This is a genomic window from Nonomuraea monospora, from assembly GCF_039531895.1.
Taxonomy (GTDB): domain Bacteria; phylum Actinomycetota; class Actinomycetes; order Streptosporangiales; family Streptosporangiaceae; genus Nonomuraea; species Nonomuraea monospora.
The window spans coordinates 287804-309227 of record NZ_BAAAQX010000009.1 but is presented as its reverse complement, the minus strand read 5'-3'; the positions used below and the strand labels follow the sequence as shown (position 1 = coordinate 309227).

Genomic DNA, 21424 nt, shown 5'->3' with positions numbered 1-21424 from the left:
CCTAACCGCAGAGCGCCTTGACGGCGATCCCCATGACCTCCGGCGTGGTCGGGTTGCGGGTCGAGGGGTTGATCGACAGGGTCAGCGACTTGCCGGAGTCCGTACGGAACGCGTACGTCTGGTACCCGATCAGCTCCCCGCTGTGCCCCCACGCCGTGCCGCACGGCAGCCGGTAGGCCTGGAGGCCGAGCCCGTAGTCGAAGCCGGCCCCCGTGGCGACCGTCGTGCGCATCTCGCGCAGCGACTTCTCGCTGATCAGCTTGCCGCCGATCAGCGCCGTCATGAACCTCTCCAGGTCGGCCGCGGTGGAGATCATCTCGCCCGCCGCCCAGTCCAGCGACGGGTTCATCCTGGTGGCGTCCACCAGCTCGGGCAGCGGCTCGTACCCCTTGGCGTGCGGCGACGGCAGCCCGGCCCGGTCGCCCGGCACCACGGTGTGCCGCAGCCCGAGCGGCCGCAGGACGCGGCGCCGCACCTCCTCGCCGTACGGCCTGCCGGTCAGCTTCTCCACCAGCAGCCCGAGCACCACGTAGTTGGTGTTGGAGTAGTGCCACTTCCCGTCGTCGGGGAGCTTCTTGGCGAAGGCCACCTTGAGCAGCTCCTCCGGCTGGTACGAGCGGAACCGCGCGTCGCCGCGCCAGCGGTTGGTGGAGTAGCCGGGCTCGCTCATGTAGTCGTGGAGGTGGCTGCGGTGGTTGAGCAGCTCGCGGACCGTGATGCCGGAGCCGCCGGGCACCAGGCCGGGCAGGTGCCGCTCGATGGGGTCGTCGAGCGCCAGCTCGCCCTCGTCCACGAGCTGGAGCACCACCGTGGCGACGAAGGTCTTGGTGACGCTGCCGATCCGGAAGTACCCGTTCGGCGACGGTCGTCCGCCGCGCTCGACGTCGCGCACCCCCACGGCGCCCGACCAGGTGCGGTGGCCGTCGGAGACGCGCGCCAGGGCGGCCGTGGCCCCGTCGCCCGCCACGATCTTCGCCAGGTCGGCTCGCACGTCCACGGCGGCGCCGCCCGTCGTCACAGCCGCCGCCACCAGCACGTTCATCATCGTCTGCATCATGTGATCAACGTTAGGGAGATCGGCCGCGCGGCAGAATGCGGTGCTCCGCCCACTCCTGCTGTGGAAAACCTCAGGGCAGGGTGGGGACGACGGGCGGTGAGTCGGTCCAGCCGACCTCGACCAGGGTCTCGACGGGCGACTTGGCCGGGAAGGGCTCGCCGCCGACTGCGAGCGCGTGGCTTCGCGACAGCAGCACCATCCTGCCCGTGTCGACGATCAGCGACTGCCTGGACGTGCTCGCCTTCTTCCCCGTCCCGTTCGAGCTCTCCAGCACCAGGACGGCGCCGGTCCTGCCCAGGGAGTCCTTCGCGGTGCCGCCGGGGCGGGCGCCCGGCCGGCTCAGCAGCCCCTGGTACGCCGCCGCGCGGACCTCCTTCGGCGCGGGGACGGCGTGCAGGAGCTCCGCGAAGTTCGCGGTGAGCCAGCCCGCCATGGACCCGTCGGAGATCTGGAAGACCTGGCCCGCCCGCGTGACCCAGTCCTTGAGCCGGTCGGGGTCGGCCGGCAGGCGCTGCACCTCGTCGTAGGTCAGCCACTGCCCCGCGAAAGAGAACTGGTCGTATCGCTGGCGCACGGGGCCCACGTGGCCCTTGGCCGGTTGGGTGGACAGCTTCACGACCTTGCCGTCGATCGACTTGCTCCACTTGGCGGGCGAGCCGTCACGCTGCCACGCCTGCTTGTCGGCGGCGGTCGCGGGCACCGCCCCCAGCTCGCGGTAGCCGAACCAGGACTTGCCGCCGGGTGCGGTCCACCTCTCCGACACGCTGTGCTCCATCAGCGCGTAGGAGTCCGCCTTGGTGCCGAACCGCCACTGGTGGGGCTGGACGGTCAGCGACCTGGTGTGCCAGTAGGCGCCCTCGGGGGGAGCCGCCGCGGCGGCGGGCGGCGCGGCCAGGACGGTGGCGCCCAGGGCCAGGCCGGCGCCGAGAGAGATCAGCTTGCTCATGGGTTGTCGACTCACGACCATCCATACGCCTGGGACCACCCGGAAGGTTGCCCTGACATTGTTTCGCGCGGGCGGGCAACGGTCGGCCGCGGCAGGGCGTATTAGGAGGCGTGAAATCGGACAGAAAGCCGTGAGCGGCGTGGAGCACGACTTCGGCGCCTTCGTGGCCGCGCGTGCCACGAGCCTGCTGCGGGTCGCCTACCTCGCCTGTGGCGACACGGTGGAGGCCGAGGACCTGCTGCAGACGGCGCTCGAACGCACCTACAGGAAGTGGGACCGGGTCAGCCACGACAACCCGGAGCCCTACGTGCGCCGCGTCATCGTGAACGCGGCCATCAGCCGGGCCCGCCGCCGGGCCATCCTCAAGATCGTCCCCACGCACAGCCCGCCGGAGACGCCTGCCCCCGCGGGCGACCCCGACCTGCAGCACGTGCTCATGGAGGCGCTGCGCGCGCTGCCGCCCAGGCAGCGCGCGGTGGTCGTGCTGCGGTACTGGGAGGACCTCAGCGAGACGCAGACGGCCGAGGTGCTCGGCTGCTCGGTCGGCACGGTCAAGAGCCAGGCGTCGAAGGCGACGGCCAAGCTCCGCACGGCGCTCGGCCGGGACACAGTGGAAGGAGCAATCAGGAATGCCCACGCTTGAGGACGAGATCCGGCGGCTCATGACGCACGAGACCGCCCGGCTGCGCGCCGCGCCCGACCTGCTGCAGCGGGTGGTCCGCGCCGACAGGGCCAGGAGGCGCAGGGCCAAGGCGGCGGCGGTGACCGCCTGCGTGGCCGCCTCCGTGATCATCATCGGCGCGCCCGTGGCCTACCTGAGTGGCGGCTCGGCGGGCCCGGCCAGCGAGCAGGCCACCACCTCCGCGGTGCCGGAGCCGCCCGCCATCGACGACATCCCGCCCGCGCGGACCGAGCCGGAAACCCTCGGGGACCTCGGCGACGGCAGGGAGTTCGGCCACGTCAGGGTGGGTTACCTGCCCAAGCGGCTGGTGTGGGGCGAGTGGTCGATGGACAACGGCGACAGCTACACGACCTCGTACTTCTACAAGGGCGACGAGAAGGGCAGCTACCGCGTCCAGATCTTCATGTACGAGGACCAGACCATGCAGGACATCGACGACCGGATCCGCCTCCACCGCGAGGACGAGGAGGGCCAGGACGTGACCGTCGCCGGGCGCAGCGGCTATCTGGTCGTCGCGAACGTCGGCGAGGACGGCATGGCGGGCACCCCGACCCTCTTCCTCAAGCTGAACGACAGGCAGTGGGCCGAGATCATGTTCAGCCCCGTGTACGCCAAGGAGTTCTCCGGCGCCGACGCCGTCACGGCGGAGCTGAAGAAGATCGGGGAGGGCCTCAGCTCGACCCTCTGACAACCGATCAGGTTTCAAGAAGCCCGTGCCAGGGGCGCCCTCCTAACATGAGATTCACCCAAGAGGACATGCACGGGAGGAACACCCCAATGACTGACACCAAGGGCACTTTCGACGGTTTCTCCGACGACGAGCGGGCCGCGATGAAGGAGCACGCTCAGGAGCTGAAGAAGGCCGCGCGCCGCGGCTCGAAGGCCACCAAGGCCGACGGGGAGCAGGACGTGCTCGCCAAGATCGCCGAGTTCGCCGAGCCGGACCGGATCATGGCCGAGCGCATCCACGCCATCGTCAAGGAGAACGCCCCGGAGCTGACCCCGAGGCTCTGGTACGGCCAGCCCGCCTACTCGAAGAACGGCAAGCTGGTCTGCTTCTTCCAGCCCGCCGCCAAGTTCAAGACCAGGTACGCGACGCTCGGCTTCAACGACGCCGCGAACCTGGACGAGGGCGCCATGTGGGCGACCGCGTACGCGCTGACGGACCTGACCCCCGACGCCGAGGCGCGGATCGCCTCGCTGGTGAAGCAGGCGGCGAGCTGAGGCGCGGCTACCCGTGGCGCAGGACGTCCTCCACCACGGCCAGCGACAGCGTCTTGTAACCCACCGAGTCGAACAGCACGGTGATCCTGTCGTGCTCCCGGCTCATCACCGTCCCGGGCCCCCACAACTTGTGCGTCACCTTCGCCCGCACGGGGAACTCCCCGCGGCCGGGCTCGGGCACCGGCTCAGGGGCCCGGCCGCTCTCGCAGGCGTCGCACGCGCCGCAGGTGGCGGGGGCGTACGGCTCGCCGAAGTAGGCGAGCAGGAACCGGCGGCGGCAGCCGCTGGTCTCCGCGTAGCCGCGCATCATGTCGATGCGCGAGTCGTCGACGCGGCGCCGCGTCTCGTCCAGCTCGGCCGCCCGCGCGGCGGCCCGCTCCGCCGTCAGCCCGGCGTCGGCGTAGCGCAGGTCGCCGGCGTCGGTCACGGCGAGCGCGCCCGCCTGTTCCAGCAGGTTGACCAGCCTGGCCAGGTGTGAGGGCTTGATCTTGAGCAGCGCGGCCAGCTCGCCGGCGGGCACCGTGCCCGCGTGCTCGCGCACCAGCGTCGCCACGCGCAGCAGCGCCTCCCCGTCGGCCCTCCCGCCGGTGAAGAAGCGGCGCAGACCCAGGTCCTCCTGCCGGTAGAACAGCACGGCCGAGGCCGGCTCGCCGTCCCGGCCCGCCCTGCCGATCTCCTGGTAGTACGCGTCGGGCGACTCGGGCGGCGCGGCGTGCAGCACGTACCGCACGTCAGGCCGGTCGATGCCCATGCCGAACGCCGACGTCGCCACCACGGTGTCCACCTCTCCCGCGGTGAACAGCTCGTGCACACGGGTGCGCTCAGCCGCGCGCATGCCCCCGTGGTACGGCTCCGCGCGGCGTCCCCTGCCGGCCAGCGCCGCCGCGTACTCCTCGGTCTCCTTGCGGGTGGCGACGTAGACGAGGCCGAGCCCGTCGCGGGTGGCGGCGTGCTCGACCAGGGCCTGGCTCTTGTCCTCCGCGCGGGCGAAACGCCGCACCTCCAGGGAGAGGTTCGGCCGGTCGAAGCCCCTGACGATCTCCACGGGCCTGTTCAGCCCGAGCGAGCGGACGATCTCCTCGCGGACGTTCGGCGCGGCGGTCGCGGTCAGCGCCACCACCGGCGGATGGCCCAGACGCTCGATGACCTTCCCGAGCCGCAGGTAGTCCGGCCGGAAGTCGTGGCCCCACGACGAGACGCAGTGGGCCTCGTCGATCGCGATCAGGGACGGCCTCGCCTGCGCGAGCCGCTCCACGACGTCGGGCTTGGCGAGCTGCTCCGGCGACAGGAACACGAACGCCGCGTGCCCCGCCGTCACCTTCTCCAGCCCGGCCTCCACCGAGGAGGTCGAGTTGACCGCCACCGCGCCGCCCGCGTCCGCCTTGAGCAGGCTCGTCACCTGGTCACGCTGGAGCGCGATGAGCGGCGAGACGACGATCGCGGGCCCGTCGAGCAGCAGGGCGGGCACCTGGTAGACCGCCGACTTGCCGCCGCCGGTCGGCATGACGAGCAGCACGTCCCTGCCGCGCAGCAGGTGCTCCATCGCCTCCTGCTGGCCCGGCCGCAGGCTCTGCCAGCCGAAGCGCTGCCTGGCCGTGGCCCGCAGCCGCCGTCCGCGCCGGCCGAACCGTCCCCGCAACCCCGTCCATAAACCCATGCCGCCCATCCTTCACTCCCGGTGGGCCGCCAGTACCCACGTTCGCGGAGGGCATGCGCCCGTCGTCCAAGCCCTGTCACTCGACCTGGGCCATCGCGGCGAGGCGGCGGGCCAGCCGGGCGGCGCTCTCCCGCAGCTCCGGCGGCTCCAGCACCTCCGCCTCGAACCCCAGCCAGGCCACGTGCACGGCGATCGCGTCCAGGTTGTCACCGCCGGACACCAGCACGCACCACCCGTCGCGATCCTCCTCCACCCGCCCCACCTGCGGCGGCACCAGCTCCCGCACCTGCTCGGGCCGGGCGCGCAACCGCACGCGGGCCAGATGCCGGTACGGCGCCTCGGTCACCCCCCGCTGCACGAAGGCGACCGGGTCGGGATGCTCCCTCGGCTGGAAACGCCAGGTCGTGGCGGTCACGTCACGCATGCGGTCGAGCCGGAAGGTGCGCCAGTCGTCGCGGTCCACGTCGTACGCCATGAGGTACCAGCGGCGGCTCGTGGCCACCATCCGCACCGGCTCGACCGTACGCTCACGCTCCGCACCACCGTCCCCCGCACCGCCACGCTCCGCGCCCCCGCGCCCCGCACCGGCGCGCGCCGACGTGTAGAGGAACCGCACCCGCACGGCGTCGCGGCAGGCCCGCGCGAGCGTCACCAGCAGCTCGGCGTCGATCTCGACACCGGGCCCGAGCAGCGTCTCGGTGGCCCCGTGCACCGCCCGCACCTCGCCCCGCAGCCGGGGCGGCATCACCTGGTCGAGCTTGGCGAGCGCGCGCAACGCCGCCTCACCCGCCCCCGCGACCGTCCCACCGGACGCCAGCCGCAGGGACACCGCCGTCGCGATCGCCTCCTCGTCGTCGAGGAGCAGCGGCGGCAGCCGGGTGCCCGCGCCGAGCTGGTAACCGCCGCCGACGCCCGCCGTCGCGTGCACGGGGTACCCGAGCGCCCGCAACCGCTCCACGTCGCGGCGCACCGAACGATCGGTGACGCCCAGCTCGTCGGCCAGCTCGGTGGCGGTCCACGACAACCGGCGCTGCAACAGCGAGAGCAGCCGCAACACCCGCTCGGTCGTCCCTTCTGCGGTCATGCGGCTCATGCTTCCACAGATCACGGACCGATCCTGTCCGCTATTGAGGGCAGGCTTCGAGCATGACCACGAACGCACTGCTCCGCGACCAGATCGACTGGCACTGGACCAACCAGTTGCGCTCCCGCCTCGACGGCCTCACCGACGACGAGTACTTCTGGGAGCCCGCGCCCGGCTCCTGGAACGTGCGCCCGCGCGGCACGGGCAGCGCGCCGATACAGGGCGGATCCGGCGCGATGACCATCGACTTCGCCTTCCCGCCGCCCGACCCCGCGCCGCTCACGACGATCTCCTGGCGGCTCGGGCACGTCATCGTCGGCGTGCTGGCCATGCGCAACGCCTCGCACTTCGGCCGCGAGGCCACCGACTACCACTCCTTCCCCTACGCCGCGACGGCGGCCGAGGCGCTCGCCCAGCTCGACACGGAGTACGCCGCCTGGCTGGCCGGGGTCGAGTCGCTCGGCGAGGACGGCCTGGCCCGCCCGTGCGGCAAGGCCGAGGAGCCGTACGACGAGCACCCGATGGCGGCGCTGGTGCTGCACATCAACCGCGAGCTGATCCACCACCTGGCCGAGGTCTGCCTGCTGCGCGACCTCTACCTGCACACCCGACGGGAGGCGAGCTGACATGGCCCGCGAGGTACAGATCACCTTCGACTGCGGCGACCCGGCGAAGCTGGCCGCGTTCTGGGCCGAGGCCCTGCACTACCGGCTGGACGGCCCGCCGCCGGGCTTCGAGTCGTGGGAGCAGGCCCTGGACGCCTGGGACGTGCCGCCGGAGCGCCGCAACGACGCCTCGGCGGTGGTCGACCCCGACGGCTCGGGGCCCCGGCTGTTCTTCCAGCGGGTGCCCGAGGGCAAGCAGGCCAAGAACCGCGTGCACCTCGACCTGCGGGCCGCCCCCGGCCTGTCGGGCGAGGCGCGGATGGCGGCCCTGGAGTCGGAGGCCGACCGGCTCGTCTCCCACGGCGCCACCCGCCTGCACCGGCAGGACCCCGCCGCTCCGCTGCACCTCGGCCACATCATCATGGCCGACCCGGAGGGCAACGAGTTCTGCCTGGACTGATCAGTGCCTCGCCTGCTCCTCGACGGCCTTGAAGACGGCGTCGGCGATCGAGCGGGGGTCCACGCCGAAGTGCCTGCGCACGGACTCGCGCGTGCCGGACAGCCCGAACCCGTCGGTGCCGAGCGACGTCCACGGCTGGTCGATCCACGGGCGGATCTGGTCGGGGACGGCGCGCATCCAGTCGCTGACCGCGATCACCGGCCCCTCGGCCCCGGCCAGCGCCTGCCGGAGGTACGGCACGCCGGAGGAGGTCATGGCGTCGCGGCGCAGCTCGCTCCACGAGGTGACGGACCACACGTCCACGCCCAGCCCGTAGTCCTCCTGGAGCATCCGCTGCGCCTCCAGCGCCCAGTGGATGGCGGTGCCGCTGGCCAGCAGGTGGGCCTGGCCGCCGCCCTCCTTGTAGCGGTAGATGCCGCGCAGGATGCCCTCCTCCACGCCTTCCGGCATGGCGGGCTGCGGGAGCGGCTCGTTGTAGACGGTCAGGTAGTAGAACACGTCCTCGGGGGTCGTGCCGTACATGCGCCGCAGGCCGTCGCGGACGATCGCGCCCACCTCGTACGCGAAGGCGGGGTCGTAGGCGACGCAGGCCGGGTTGGCGGAGGCCAGTAGCTGGGAGTGGCCGTCGGCGTGCTGGAGGCCCTCGCCGGTCATCGTGGTGCGGCCGGCGGTGGCCCCGACGAGGAAGCCGCGGCCGAGCTGGTCGGCCAGCGCCCACATCTGGTCGCCGGTCCGCTGGAAGCCGAACATCGCGTAGAAGATGTAGAACGGGATCATCGGCTCGCCGTGCGTGGCGTAGCTGGACGCGGTGGCGGCGAAGGAGGCCATCGAGCCCGCCTCGGTGATGCCCTCGATGAGGAGCTGCCCGTCGGTGGCCTCCTTGTAGGCCAGCAGCAGCTCCCTGTCCACCGACTCGTAACGCTGCCCCAGCGGGGAGTAGATCTTGGCGGTGGGGAACAGCGACTCCATGCCGAACGTCCTGGCCTCGTCGGGCACGATCGGCACCCACCTGCGGCCGGTCTCCGGGTCCTTCATCAGGTCCTTGACCAGCCGGACCAGCGCCATGGTGGTGGCCACCGGCTGCGTCGAGCCCTTCTCCAGCGCGCGGAACGCGCGCTCGCCCGGCTCGGGCAGCGGCTTGGCGACGACCGTGCGGCGAGGCACCGCACCGCCCAGGGCCGCGCGCCGCCCGGCCGCGTAACGGGCCTCGGGGGAGTCGGGGCCGGGGTGCGCGTACGGCGGCAGCTCGCCCTCCAGCGCCTCGTCCGGCACCGGCAGGCCCAGCCGGTCGCGCAGCACGCGGAACTCGTCCTGGGTGAGCTTCTTCATCTGGTGGTTGGCGTTGCGCGCCTCGATGCCCGACCCGAGCATCCAGCCCTTGACGGTCTGCACCAGGACGACCGTGGGCGCGCCCTTGTTACCGAGCGCCCTGCGGTAGGCGGCGTACACCTTGCGCGGCTCGTGGCCCGCACGCGACCCGCCCACGACGCGCCGCAGCTCCTCGTCCGAGTACGGCACGTCCAGCCCCTGGAACAGGTGCTCCCTGATGTAGCCGCCCGTGGAGGCGGCGAACGTCTGGAACTGCCCGTCGGGCACCTGCGCCAGCCGCGAGACCAGCTCGTCGGAGCCGAGCAGCCCGTCCCACTCGTGGCCCCACAGCGCCTTGACGACGTGCCAGCCCGCGCCCCTGAAGACGCTCTCCAGCTCCTGCACGATGCTGGTGTTGCCGCGCACCGGCCCGTCGAGCCGCTGAAGGTTGCAGTTGATGACGAAGGTGAGGTTGTCGAGCCCCTCGCGGGCGGCCAAGGTGAGTGCGGCCGTGGACTCGGGCTCGTCCATCTCGCCGTCGCCGAGGAAGGCCCACACGTGGCTGCGCGAGGTGTCCTTGATGCCGCGGTCGTGCAGGTAGCGGTTGAACCTCGCCTGGTAGACGGCGTTGAGCGGGCCCAGCCCCATGGACACCGTGGGGAACTGCCAAAAGTCCGGCATGCTGCGCGGATGCGGGTACGAGGGCAGGCCGCCCTCCGGCTCCCGCCTGAACAGGTCGAGCTGCGCCTCGCTCAACCTGCCCTCCAGGAAGGCGCGCGCGTAGATGCCCGGCGAGGCGTGGCCCTGGAAGTAGATCTGGTCGTGCTCGCCGTTGAAGAAGTGGTTGAAGCCGACCTCGTACAGCCAGGCGGCCGAGGCGTAGGTGGCCAGATGACCGCCGAGGCCGTGCTTGCTGCCCCGGGTGATCATGACGGCCGCGTTCCAGCGGTCGTACGCCGAGATGCGCTCCTCCAGAGCCAGGTCACCCGGGTAGGGCGGCTCCTCGGCCGTGGGGACCGTGTTGATCGGACGGCTGCTGGTGGCGAGCCTTCTCAACAGGTAGTCGGCCCGTTCGGAGCCGGCCGACCGCCGCACCGCCTCAAGTGACTCCAGCCACTCGGCGGTCTCCTGCGGGTCCAGGTCTTTCTCCATGACTCCATTAAACACCCTATGATCGATCATCCGATGTTCTGTAGTCTGTGACCTGTGCAACCCGTCGTCCGTACGCCGCTTCGCGAACAGATCCGCCAGACCCTCCTCGACGGCCTCATCGACGGCCGGTGGGGGCCGGGCGACCGCATCGTCGAGCGGCAGGTCGCGGCCGAGGCGGGCGTCAGCCAGGCCCCGGTGCGCGAGGCGCTGCGCGAGCTGGCGGCGCTGCGCCTGATCGAGTTCTCCCCCAACAAGGGCGCCCGCGTGCGCCGCCTCACCCACGCCGACGTGCGCGAGGTCTACGTGGTGCGGGCCGGGCTGGAGGAGACCGCCGTACGACTGCGCCGCCCGTCCGTCGCGGCCCTGCGCGCCCACCTGGAGCGCCTGCACGAGGCGGCCGGGGGCTCCGTGTCCGACCAGGTGCGTCACGGCGTCGCCTTTCACCGCGAGATCGTCAGGGCGGCGGGGAACGAGGTGCTGCTGTCGGTGTGGGAGTCGCTCGGCGTCGAGGTGTGGACGCACCTGTCGCTCCGCCTGCTGCGTACGGATGCCCTGGACAACGCCGCCGATCACGAGCCGCTCCTGGCGGCGTTCGAGCGCGACGACCCCCGGGCGGGCGTGATGCTCCGCGACCACGTCCTCGCCTACGCCGAACCCGCCGCCCGCCCCTGAAACGACCGCCAGCGCTCCCACCCGCACGCGCCTGCACTCCCGCCTGCGCGCCTGAGCGCCGCCGGGCGTTCCGGCGGCGCTCGGGCACCTTCCTCAGTAGCGCTCCGCCAGCCCCGAGTTGATCTCGGTGAGGACCAGCGTGGTCTTCGTGTACCGCAGCAGGTTCGCCGCCGTCGGCGGCTCGGCCAAGGTCGCCTGCGCGTACCGGACCGCGTCACCCACCGTGCCCAGCCCCAGCGCCCGGGTGGTGAGCGTGTCAATGGCAGTGCTGGCGTTGATCCGCCGCGTGCCCAGGTTGAGCGCCGCCGCCAGCAGCTCCGCCCGCAACGTACGCGGCTGCACCACCGGCAGGGTCAGCGTGGCCGAAGCCTCCCGCTGCGACAGCGCCCCGTCGGCGGCCGAGCCGTCGGCCCCGTCGAACCGCGTGTCGGTCGCCTGCACCCGAGCCAGCACCTCGGCGGTCCGCAGATCGGGCCGCAGCGCCCACACCGCGGGCAGCACCGGGTTCTTGGTCGGCCTGACCTCCGTGACCGAGGTGCGCGCCGTCGCGGTGACCGGGTCGAACGCGCACGCCTGCCCGGCGTTCTTGAACCCGGCCGACAAGCTCGCCGTGTACGTCGTGCCCGCCGTGGCCAGCAACGTCGGCCGCGCGGTCAGCACGATGCTCTTCTCCCCCGACTTGGCGGGCAGGTCGCCGGCGTTCCAGGTCAGCGTCCTGGTGCCGTCGGCGTTCAGCGTCACCGCGCCGGGCCTGGGGCCCGCGCCCTGGTCGAGCGCCTGGCTGTAGTAGACGCCCGCGGGCAGGACGGCGGTGATCGTGACGGCGGAGGCGGGGCCGCCGCCGGTGTTGGCGTACTTGATCGTGTACGTGATCGCCTCGCCCGCGTTCACCGCCGCCGTGGCCGTCAGCCCGGCCGTCAGCACGGGCGCGCGCACCGTGGTGGCGGCCGTGGCGGTGTTGTCGCTCGTGTACGGGTCCGCCACGCCGTCGGCGTCCTTGCCCTCGACGGTGACGGTGTTGGTGAGCACCGTGCCGTCCGCCGTGTCGCACGGCACCTCGTACGCGAACGTCTGCGTGTCCGTCGCGCCGCTCGCCAGGCCGGGCAGCGGGCGCCGCACCTTGGTCCCGTCGGGCAGCGTGTCGGTGAGCGCGATCTCCTTGGCCGGGCCGGGGCCGAGGTTGGTCACGGGCACCGTGTAGCTCACGGTGTCGCCGCCCGCGGCCTCCTCCTTGTCGGCCGACTTGGCGACCTTCAGGTCTGCCTTCTGGGACATGTCCAGGATCGTCTGGGCCGTCATCTCCTCCACGACCTCCCTGCCGGCGCCGTCGGCGAAGGAGCCGCTGAACAGCCGGGGGTTGTACTGGATGTTGGCCCAGTCGTCGAAGCCGTCGAGCACCTCGCCGGGGCTGGGGTCCTGGCAGGCCTTGATGGAGTCGATGTCGTTGATGTCGGCGGCGACGTCGGACTCCTTGTCGCCGTTCGCGCCGTTCCAGTCGATGCGGCCGTCGCTGGCGGGCGCCAGCTCCAGCTTGCCGTTGCGGCCGAACACGATGTTGCGCTCAGGGCGCGGGTTGCCGTAGACGCCCCTGTTCTCGTTGAGGTGCGCCTCGTCCAGCGGCGTGGTGAGCGCGGTGCCCTCGTGCGCGCTGGAGAAGTCGAGCGGGCGCGCGGAGTCCCTGATCGGGAGCTGGAAGTTGTAGTTCATCACGCTGAGGTAGTTGGGCTTGCAGTTGGTGGCGTCGTCGCCGCCGTGACCCAGGCTGAGCGTGTGCCCCAGCTCGTGCATGAACGTCGCGGACTCGGCCTTCTTCCTGCCGCCCGCCCGCTCGAACGTCGTGTCGCTCAGCGCCCCCATCGTGACGATGAAGTCGTTGCCGCCCTGCGGCCCGGCCTCCGCCCACTCGGCGCTGCCCGACGAGCTGGTGTTCTCCGTGAACGTGTCGGCGAACAGCGCGTACCGGAACACCTGGCGCCTGGCGTTCAGTATGTGCTCGCAGTTGGCGTCCGCGCGGTCGGCGCGGGTGCCGAAGAAGCCCGTGCAGGGGCCGCGCGGGTTGCCGCGCTTGACGTCGTAGAAGTCGTTGCCGTCCCCGTCGGGCTCGCTCCTGAAGTTGACGGCCCCGATGTGCGGGACCTGCTCGTCCACCGCGGCGTGCAGGTTCACACCGCGGAAGCCGCCGGGCGACGGGTCAACGGGCGCGGCGGCGAACGCGTCGACCACCTCCTGCAGCGCGCCGTCCACAGGCTTGAAGCCCTCCATGTGGTCCACCTCGACGAACAGATCCTTCCTGTACGGCAACGCGTTGTACGGCGGCTGCCCCAGCGCCAGGTCGATCTTCTGGTCGTTGTTGACGTCGAGGCCGCCGTTCGGCGTCTCCCAGCCGTTCATGATGCCGTCGCCGTCGCTGTCGGTCTCGTTGACCTTCCGCACGCAGTCGGGCGTGCTGATCGTGAAGTAGCCCCTGGCCGTGTCCGCGCCGGTCGTCTCGCTCTGCCCCGCCAGCGTCGGCAGGTTCGCGCCCTGCTGGACGCTCAGGCCGCCGCCGGTGAACACGCAGGTGAACAGGTCGAACTTGAGATCCAGGTAGTCGCCGGTGGTCGCCCAGTGGATGACGTCGTCGCCGCTCCAGTCGTCCTGGTCCCATAACTCCAGGTGGACGTCCACGGGGTTCTCACTGGTGTCGACCGTCGCCTTGTGCACCCAGTTCGTCGTGAAGTCCCCGCCGTGGGCGCAGCAGAAGTCGTCCTTGCCGTCGTACAGCTCGTTGGAGCCGATCTTGAATTTCGGGTAGTAGTCGTTGCCGCACGCCTCGAAGTCACCCTCGTCGCACGACAGCTCCTGCACCCGGTACAGGGTGACGGTGACCTCCACCGCATCCGCCTGCGCCGGGACCGCGCCTCCGTACGCCATGCCCGCCACCGCCAGTAACACGACGGTCAGCAGCCGAGCCAGCCGCGTTCGCACATCCGCTCCCCTCGTCGGATCGAGCGACCAGACTCGCCTGCCTCCCCTCACGGGCACATGAGTAGAGCATTACTCACCTCGCGGGCGGAATCGCCGCCAGGTTCAGCACCCGCACCCCACCGCCCCGCGCCTCCCACGCCACGACGCCCGGCCCGGAGGACCACTCGTCGCTTTCGATCGGGACGAGCACACCGGCCGCGGCATCGTAGACCGCCGAACCGTCGAAAAACCGATCCGCGTACGGGTACGAGCCCACCTGCCCGCCCAGCTCCGGCTGCACGCGAGCCTGGCTCCCGTCGATCCGCTGCACCACGGCGTCGCCGTCCCGGACGCCCAGGCACCAGGTGGGCCCGCAACGCAGGCCCTCGACGCCGCGCGCCGGCCTGATGCGCACGGTCTCGCCCGTCTCCAGGTTGACGAGCCTGGTGGGGTTGGTCCGGATGTCGAGCGGCTCGTCGGTCGCCCACGGCCAGGCCGCCAGTTGCAGCCCGTCGGACCCGGGCACCCGCTCGATCGTCCCGCCGGGCAGGCTCATCCGCCACACGCCGTCCAGCGGCGCCGACCACACGACCTCATCGCCCGCGATCTCCATCCGGTCCACGTCGTCCCCGTCGGGCAACCTCTGCCGCCCCGCTTCCCCGGTGCCGTCCGTCGGCGCGAAGCCAACCTCCTCGTCGTCCATCCAGACGACCCACGCGCCACTGGCCGCCACCCGGTGGCGCAGGTCCGGGAGCGTGACCACCGTCCTCGAACGGCCCGTGGCGGAGTCGTAGACCTCGATCGTGCCCGGCTCCGCCGTCACCAGCACCCGCGTGGCGTCGATCGCCGCCAGCGGGCGGTAGCGGCCCGGCATCGTGAACACCGCCCGCGGCCACATCCGCTCGACGGCCGTGACCGGCTCCGGCGTACCGATGACCGGGGCCTGCCTGGCAGGCCACAGGGCCACCACGCTCCACCCGAGCACCACGGCGCACACCGCCGCCAGCGCGGCCCGCGCCCGCCGCGCCCTCCTGCGCCGACGCCGCTCGGCCACGCGGGGCAGCAGGTCCAGCACCTCGGCCCGCTCCCCGATCGTCCGCAACGCCCGGGCCAGCTCCTCCTCACTCTTCATCGCCGCCTCCCGCCACACGCGCGGGCAAGCACCCGTCCGGCCCTTCCTGCCGCCTCCCACCGCACACGCGGGCAAGCGCCCGTCAGCGCCGCCCTGCCACCTGTCTGTCCGGTGCTCACTCCCGCCTCCCGCTCAACGCCTGGGCGCGGACGCGGAGCGTGGCGAGCGCGCGCGATGCCTGGCTGCGGACGGTCGCCCGCGAGATGCCCAGCATCGCGGCGATCTCGTCGTCCCCCAGCCCCTCGTGATAGCGCAGCACCAGCACGGCCCGCTGCTTGGGCGGCAGGGCGCGCAGCCGCTGCCACACCTCCCTGAGATCGTGCTCGTCCTCCCGCACCGGCGGCGCCACGACCTCGTCGGTGAGGTGCTCCCGCCGCCGCCCGCGCCACCAGCTCACGTGCTGCCTGGCCATGATCGTCCGCACGTAGCCTTCGGGATCGTCCTTGTTACGGACCCGCCGCCAGGAGGAGCTCAACCTGAGCAGCGCCTCCTGCACCAGGTCGGCGGCGTCGTCGGCGTTGCCGGTCAGCACCAGCCCGTACCGCAGCAACGCCTGCCCCCTGGCCCGGACGAAATCCTCGAACTCCACTCCCCAGGGACGTGCGGACGCCCGCCTCCGTTGCAAAAAATCTCGCCCGTCAGTCCTCCATGGCGGTGACCGGCAGCTCCTGGCTCCACAGGAGGGTGTGGAAGCCGGGCGGGTTGTCGGTCTCGATAACGCCGAGGGCGGTGGCGAGCACGGTCATGCCCTCCTTGAGCTCCTGCGGGCGGGGCTTGGCCGGCGCGATCCAGGAGGTCTCGGGGGCCGGGTCGGGGGGCGTACTGCGTGGGAAGACCGCGTCGACGTCGCCGCGGGTCAGCGCCGCGCCGTCCTTGCTGACCACGTAGTAGTAGTGCACCGGGCTGCCCTCGTGCTCCGGCGACGGCGTGTGCTTGCCGACGACCGTCACCTCGTCCTCCGAGACCAGGACCTTGACTATCTGGGACAGAGACATGTGATGGCTCTCATTCGCTTGGTGATCGTGCCGCGAGCCAGGCACGCACGTGCTCCGCCGACACGGCGTTCCCCTTGCGCTCGTGCAGTGCCCTGCTTCTGCGGGCCTCGGTACAAGCCTGCTCGTGCGCGCCCGAGGCGTACAGGACCACTGCGAGATCGAACAGGGCGTCCGCGATGATCGGCGACAGGTCGGTGCGCTGGGCCAGCCGTACGGACTCGCGGGCCATCTCCACCGCCCCGGCGGCGCCCCTGGCGGCCAGGACACGGGCCTGGACGCCGCGCCACATGACCTGCGTCGGCAGGTCCTCTTCGCCGGCGTTGCGGGCGCTGACCTGGCAGGCCTGCTCGGCCTCCGCGTCCTTGCCGCGCTGGTGCAGCGCGCGGGCCAGCATCGCCGCCGTGGTCGCGAGCAGCGTCCGCTCACCCATCTCCGACAGGCGCTCGTAGCCGGCCCGCAGCAGCGACTCGGCCTCCGCCGGGCGGCCCGCCAGCAGCTCGATCATGGCCTCGTGGTGCGAGACGGCCGACTGCAGCCGGCCCAGCTCGCCCAGGATCTCGTCGGCCTCGCGCAGGCTCTCGCGGGCCCGGCCGAACTCGCCCCGCATGGCCAGCAGCAGGCCGACCGGATGCAGGATCACGGCCATCGCCGCCGGGCTGGCCGCGACCCTGGCCCGGCTGCGCTCGCACAGGTCCAGCGCCGTGGCCACCGGCATGGGGCCGAACGCCGCCGCCGACGCCCGCCAGCCGAGGATCTCGTACAGCTCACGGTCGTCGCCCGCGCGCGCGGCGTGCCGTTCCGCGTGCCGCCACGACTCGTCCGCCGCCGCGGCCCGCCCCTCCGTCCAGTCGATGGACGCCCGCAGGCACCACGCCCTGCACAGGCCGCGGTCGTCGCCGCGCAAGGCGGCCAGCGCCCGGTCGGACACCCGCCGCGCGTCGGCCAGCGACCAGCCGGTGCCCGCCTGGAGGCGCACCCGCTCCCGCTCCACCTCGGCCAGCGCCGCCACCCGGGGCTCACCGAGCGAGATCGCCTCGGCCAGCACCTCGTGCGCCTCCTCGAACCGGCCCGCCTCGTACAACGCCGCCCCCAGCCTGGGCAGCAGCGCGGCACGTCCTGGATCGTCGCGCGGCACGAGCGCGACCGCCCGCCGCCACAGCCGGGCGCCCGCCGTCACGTCCCCGCGCAGCAACGCGGCCGGCGCGGCGGCGGCCAGGTGCGCGGCGGCCTCGCGGGCCAGCACCCGCTCCCGCTCGCCGGACAGGCCCAGCTCTTGGCGCAGGCGCACGCACGCCTCCAGGTGGTGCCCGATCGCGGCCGGCTGCGCCCCGGGCTTGCCCGCCAGCCAGCCCGCCACCCGTTCGTGCAGGTCGGCGCGGGTTCGTTTGGGCAGGCTGTCGTAGGCGACCTCGCCGATGAGGGCGTGCGAGAAGCGGAAGGCGTCCTCGTCGGCGAACTCGGGGGTGTCGGCCCTGACCAGGTTCTTGCGCACCAGCGACACGAGCGCCGCCCCACCGTCCCCTGCACCCCTGTCCCTTGCGGTCCTGTCCCCCGCGGTCCTGTCCATCACGGCCCCGTCCCCTGCGGCCCGGTTCCGCACCAGTGCCGTGACCGCGCCCCAGTGGAAGGTGGCGCCCTCCACGGAGGCGTACTGGAGCACGGTCCGCTCGGCCGGGTCGAGGTGGTCGATGCGGGCGGCGAGCACCGCCTGCACGGTCATCGGCAGCGCGGCCGTGCCCGTCTCCTCCCTGGCCGCGACGAGCTGCTCCAGGAAGAACGGGTTGCCCTCCGCCACCCGCACGACCGCGCCGAGCGCGTGCTGATCCAGCGCGCCCGCCGCCGCGTTCTCCGCCAGCTTGTACGCCTCCGGCTCCGCCAGCGGCCCCAGCACCACACAATCCGGCCACGCGGTACGCCGTTCGCGGGACAGGCACAGCAGCAGCATGGGCACGCCCGTGGAGCAGGCGACCAGGTAGTCGAGCAGGTCCAGCAGCTCGGGGGACGCGTTCTGGGCGTCGTCGATCACGACGATCAGCGGGTTTTCGGCGGCGGCGCGCTCCAGCAGCCTGCGCACGGCCCAGAACGTCTCGTCGGCCTGCGAGGGCTGCCCGGCCGAGCTCAGAATCCGCCGAACCCGCTCCTCCTCCCCACCTCCCGACGCCCGCTCCCCCTCCGCCCGCTCCGTCTCGCCACCCGCGCGCTTGTCCTCGCCCTCCGAGGTAGGCGCGCGATCGCCCTCGTCGTCCCTCTCCGTCCGCTCCGTCTCGCCGCCCGCGGCGGGCGCGCGTTCGTCCTCGCCTTGCATGGCAGGTACGCGATGGCCCTCGCCGTCCGTGGCAGGCGCGCGATTGCCATCGCCTTCCGCAGGCGCCCGCTCCTCCTGGCCGCTCGCCCGTTCGTCCCGGCCGCTGGCCAGCACCTGCCGGACGAGTTGCGGCAGTTCCGACCCGGTCCCGTCCGAGGCGCACCGCACGATCGCCACCGACACCGGAACCGTGTCCTCCTCCAGCAGGCGAGCCGTCAGCCGCGACTTGCCGATGCCGGGCGGCCCGAGCACCGTCACCAGCCGGCAGACCCGCCCCGCCACCACCTCGTGCAACGCCTGCCTGAGCTGGTGCAACTCCTGATGCCGCCCCACGAACGGCACCGGCGACTCCCGCAACGACGGCGGATCTCCCCGCAGCCCGCACAGCAGCCACGCTGGCGTCCCGGCTACCGCGTCGTGCGGCTCCGTCGTGGCCATCGTCCGAACCAGGCTGCGGGTGCGCTCGCCCAGCAGGATGCCGCCGTCGGGGGCGGCTTGCTGGAGCAGGCTGGCGGCGTCGAACACGTGCCCGGTGGCCGGGGCGCCGTCCGGCACGTACGCCTCGCCGGACTCGACGCCGAGCCGCACGGGCAAGGTGACGCCGTGGTCGCGCAGCACCTCCGCCTGCCAGGCGCGCAACGCGTCACGCAGCTCGACGGCGGCCCGTACGGCGCGCGGCGCGTCGTCCTCGCGCACCTCGCGCAGCCCGAACACGCCCGCCATCGGCCGGCCCGGCGGTCTCTGCACGCTGCCGCCGTGCCTGGTGACGACGTCGGCGCAGGTGCGGGCGTGTGTGTCGAGCACGTGGTGGAGCAGCTCGGGGTCCAGGGCGGCGGTGCTGGCGGGGGTGGCGGCCAGGACGGTGACGAGCCGCCTGGTGGCGTCCGGCGCACTGGTTTCCCGTGAAACAACCCCAGGCCCGACCGCACGCTCGTACCCGACCCCCACTCCGGTCACTGGCCGCCCCGCAGCGCCCTCCGACAGAGCGTCCGACCATCCGGGAGCGGCGTCCGAAGCGCCCGCGCGCCCAGCGGCGCCCTCCGCCCCAGCCACCAACCGCCCCGCAGCGGCATCCGGCAGCACGCCCGGCCATCCGGCAGCGGCATCCGGGAGGGCGCCCGGCCGTCCGGCAGCCGCGTCCGAGGCGCCCGCACGCCCAGGGGCGCCTGCCCGCCCGGCCGCCGACCGTCCCGTCGCCCCCGGTGGGCCGGTTGGGTGGCCGGGGGTGAGTTCTTCGGCCTGGGCCAGCACCAGCCGCTCCATCCTCCGCAGTTCGGGCCCCGGCTCCACCCCCAGCTCCTCCGCCAGCAACCGCCGGGTGTCCCGGTAGACGGCCAGCGCCTCGGCCTGCCGTCCCGACCGGTAGAGGGCGAGCATGAGCTGCGCCCGGGGCCGCTCCCGATACGGCTGGGCGACCACGAGCTCCCGCAACCCGGGCACGAGCGCGGCCCCGCCCCCCAGCGCCAGCTCGGCCTCCATCAGCTCCTCGACGACCCCGATCCGCTGCTCGGTCAGCCGCTCGACCTCTCCGGCCGCCGACGACCGGAACGCCAGCCCCGCCAGCGCCTCCCCCCGCCACAGCGACAGCGCCTGCCGGAAGAGCCCGGCCGCCCGCCCGGGATCGGCGGCCCTGCCTTCGCGGGCGAGCCGTTCGAAGCGGTCGGCGTCGAGCGTGCCCGGGGGCACCACGGCCAGGTAGCCGCCTCCTCGGGTGGCGATGGCGTCCACGCCCAGGATGCGCCGCAGCCCGGACACGTACCCCTGGACGATCTTCGGCGCGCTGGACGGCGGCGACTCGCCCCACACCTCGTCCACGAGCCGCCCGGCAGACACCACCTGGTTGGGGTGCAGCAGCAGCACGCCGAGGATGACCTGTTGCTTGGCGGCGCCGAGGTCGAGCGTCGTGCCGTCCGCCAGCGCCTCGAGCGGGCCGAGTATGCGGAGCTCCATGCGTGTCTCCCCTCGCGCGAGCGAACGAGCCACGGCCCCCGTAGGCATAGTGCCTCCACCGCTCCGCGACTTCCAGGCATTTCCGCACAGAGCCGATCTACCGGGGCTCGACCGGAACTGAACCCCGCCTCCGCATGATCGGGAGGCACCCTCCAGAAAGGACCGGACGCATGATGAGTGGGATCGACGACGCGGTGCTGCAGGAGATCGCCCCGGGGGTCCACGCCTGGATCCAGCCGGACTGGACCTGGTGGGTCAACAACGCGGGCGCGGTCACCGGCTCCGGCGGCACGGTGGTGATCGACACCTGTGCCAGCGAGCGGCGTACCCGCCGCTTCCTGATGCAGCTCGCCACCCGTACGCACGGCGCGCCCATCCGGGTGGCCGTGAACACGCACGAGCACGGCGACCACACGCACGGCAACAGCCTGCTGCCGGCGGACACGGTGGTCGTCGGGCACGAGAACACCCGCGAGGGCATCCTCGCGGACATCATCATCGACGGGGCTCCGCCGTTCTGGGAGCCGGTGCCCGACTGGGGGAACGTGTCGCGCCGGCCGCCTTCGGTGGTGTTCAGGTCGGAGGTGGCGGTGCACACGGGTGATCGCCGCGTGGAGCTGCGCCATCCCGGCTTCGTGGCGCACTCGGCGGGGGACGTCGTGGCGTGGCTGCCGGAGGAGCGGGTGCTGTTCGCGGGGGACCTGCTCTTCAACGGCGTCACGCCGCTGGCGGTCAGCGGCTCCCTGGAGGGGTCGCTGCGGGCGCTGGACTGGCTGGCGGCGTTCGCGCCCGAGCTGGTCGTGCCGGGTCACGGGCCGCTGGTGGACGCTCGCGCGCTGCCGTACGTGCTGGCCGAGCAGGAGCGGTACTTCCGGTTCGTGCAGAAGCAGGCGGCGAGGGGGCTCAGCCCGCTGGCGGCGGCGCGGCAGGCCGACCTGGGTGAGTTCGCCGAGTGGGGTGATCCGGAGCGGCTGGTGCTGAATTTGCACAGGGCCGCGACGGAGGGCGAGGTGGACATGGTGGCAGCCGCAGCGGACGCGATCGCCTACAACGGGGGCCCGCTGCGAACCACGATCTGAGAAAAGGCCACGGTCTGAGAAAAGGCCACGGTCTGAGAAAGGGCCACGGTCTGAGAGAACGCCACGCTCAGCCCCTCGCGCACCGTCAGCGGGCTCGACCCGCACGGCCTGACCGACGCCGGCCTCACCGCGCTCCGTGCCGCCGTCGAACGCCGGACCTAGCATGAGGG

The 21424-nt window shown here is 72.7% G+C and carries 17 protein-coding genes; 7 read left to right on the top strand and 10 right to left on the bottom strand.

What is annotated here, in order from left to right; translation table 11 throughout:
• Position 1: 1 nt before the first annotated feature.
• Both ABD331_RS20655 and ABD331_RS20650 read right to left on the bottom strand, forming a co-directional pair.
• Positions 2-1057, bottom strand: coding sequence for a serine hydrolase domain-containing protein (locus tag ABD331_RS20655; RefSeq protein ID WP_344477082.1), 1056 nt, complete (start codon positions 1055-1057; stop codon positions 2-4).
• A 70-nt stretch (positions 1058-1127) separates the two neighbouring features.
• On the bottom strand, positions 1128-2003 hold the full coding sequence (locus ABD331_RS20650) for a hypothetical protein (RefSeq protein ID WP_344477080.1): 876 nt from the start codon (positions 2001-2003) through the stop codon (positions 1128-1130).
• Between the two features lie 130 nt (positions 2004-2133).
• Here ABD331_RS20650 and ABD331_RS20645 point away from each other — a divergent pair, with 130 nt between their 5' ends.
• From ABD331_RS20645 to ABD331_RS20635, 3 genes are all read left to right on the top strand, one after another.
• On the top strand, positions 2134-2646 hold the full coding sequence (locus tag ABD331_RS20645) for a SigE family RNA polymerase sigma factor (RefSeq protein WP_344477078.1): 513 nt from the start codon (positions 2134-2136) through the stop codon (positions 2644-2646).
• The gene (locus ABD331_RS20640) at positions 2633-3373 is read left to right on the top strand and encodes a hypothetical protein (RefSeq protein ID WP_344477076.1); all 741 of its coding nucleotides are present in this window, start codon (positions 2633-2635) and stop codon (positions 3371-3373) included. The genes ABD331_RS20645 and ABD331_RS20640 overlap by 14 nt, the downstream gene beginning before the upstream one ends.
• Positions 3374-3462: 89 nt before the next feature.
• Positions 3463-3909, top strand: coding sequence for an iron chaperone (locus ABD331_RS20635; RefSeq protein ID WP_344477074.1), 447 nt, complete (start codon positions 3463-3465; stop codon positions 3907-3909).
• Positions 3910-3916: 7 nt separating this feature from the next.
• Here ABD331_RS20635 and ABD331_RS20630 read toward each other — a convergent pair whose 3' ends face one another.
• Entirely contained in the window at positions 3917-5566 is a 1650-nt protein-coding gene (locus tag ABD331_RS20630; protein ID WP_344477072.1) for a RecQ family ATP-dependent DNA helicase, read from the bottom strand.
• A 76-nt stretch (positions 5567-5642) separates the two neighbouring features.
• Entirely contained in the window at positions 5643-6650 is a 1008-nt protein-coding gene (locus ABD331_RS20625) for a helix-turn-helix transcriptional regulator (protein ID WP_344477070.1), read from the bottom strand.
• Between the two features lie 62 nt (positions 6651-6712).
• Between ABD331_RS20625 and ABD331_RS20620 the strand changes: the two genes are divergently transcribed.
• Together ABD331_RS20620 and ABD331_RS20615 are read left to right on the top strand one after the other, a co-directional pair.
• Positions 6713-7276: a DinB family protein gene (locus tag ABD331_RS20620; RefSeq protein ID WP_344477068.1), complete on the top strand. Its 564-nt coding sequence runs from the start codon at positions 6713-6715 to the stop codon at positions 7274-7276.
• A gap of 1 nt (position 7277) precedes the next feature.
• Positions 7278-7715: a VOC family protein gene (locus ABD331_RS20615; protein WP_344477066.1), complete on the top strand. Its 438-nt coding sequence runs from the start codon at positions 7278-7280 to the stop codon at positions 7713-7715.
• On the opposite strand, the gene aceE is transcribed toward ABD331_RS20615, so the two are convergent.
• Positions 7716-10175, bottom strand: a complete 2460-nt coding sequence (aceE, locus tag ABD331_RS20610; RefSeq protein WP_344477064.1) for a pyruvate dehydrogenase (acetyl-transferring), homodimeric type — start codon at positions 10173-10175, stop codon at positions 7716-7718.
• 54 nt (positions 10176-10229) lie between these two features.
• On the opposite strand from aceE, the gene ABD331_RS20605 reads away from it, so the two are divergent.
• Positions 10230-10847, top strand: a complete 618-nt coding sequence (locus ABD331_RS20605) for a GntR family transcriptional regulator (protein ID WP_344477062.1) — start codon at positions 10230-10232, stop codon at positions 10845-10847.
• Positions 10848-10940: 93 nt separating this feature from the next.
• On the opposite strand, the gene ABD331_RS20600 is transcribed toward ABD331_RS20605, so the two are convergent.
• From ABD331_RS20600 to ABD331_RS20580, 5 genes are all read right to left on the bottom strand, one after another.
• Positions 10941-13814, bottom strand: coding sequence for a DUF7507 domain-containing protein (locus tag ABD331_RS20600; protein ID WP_344477060.1), 2874 nt, complete (start codon positions 13812-13814; stop codon positions 10941-10943).
• Between the two features lie 73 nt (positions 13815-13887).
• The gene (locus ABD331_RS20595; RefSeq protein WP_344477058.1) at positions 13888-14925 is read right to left on the bottom strand and encodes a hypothetical protein; all 1038 of its coding nucleotides are present in this window, start codon (positions 14923-14925) and stop codon (positions 13888-13890) included.
• Between the two features lie 115 nt (positions 14926-15040).
• The gene (locus ABD331_RS20590; RefSeq protein WP_344477056.1) at positions 15041-15514 is read right to left on the bottom strand and encodes a SigE family RNA polymerase sigma factor; all 474 of its coding nucleotides are present in this window, start codon (positions 15512-15514) and stop codon (positions 15041-15043) included.
• Positions 15515-15563: 49 nt separating this feature from the next.
• The gene (locus ABD331_RS20585) at positions 15564-15920 is read right to left on the bottom strand and encodes a hypothetical protein (RefSeq protein WP_344477054.1); all 357 of its coding nucleotides are present in this window, start codon (positions 15918-15920) and stop codon (positions 15564-15566) included.
• A gap of 10 nt (positions 15921-15930) precedes the next feature.
• Positions 15931-20175 carry an ATP-binding protein gene (locus ABD331_RS20580; protein WP_344477052.1) on the bottom strand — a complete coding sequence of 1415 codons (4245 nt, stop codon included), beginning with the start codon at positions 20173-20175 and terminating at the stop codon, positions 15931-15933.
• Positions 20176-20345: 170 nt separating this feature from the next.
• Here ABD331_RS20580 and ABD331_RS20575 point away from each other — a divergent pair, with 170 nt between their 5' ends.
• A complete protein-coding gene (locus ABD331_RS20575) occupies positions 20346-21254 on the top strand; it encodes an MBL fold metallo-hydrolase (RefSeq protein WP_344477050.1) in 909 nt (302 codons plus the stop codon).
• Positions 21255-21424 lie beyond the last annotated feature (170 nt).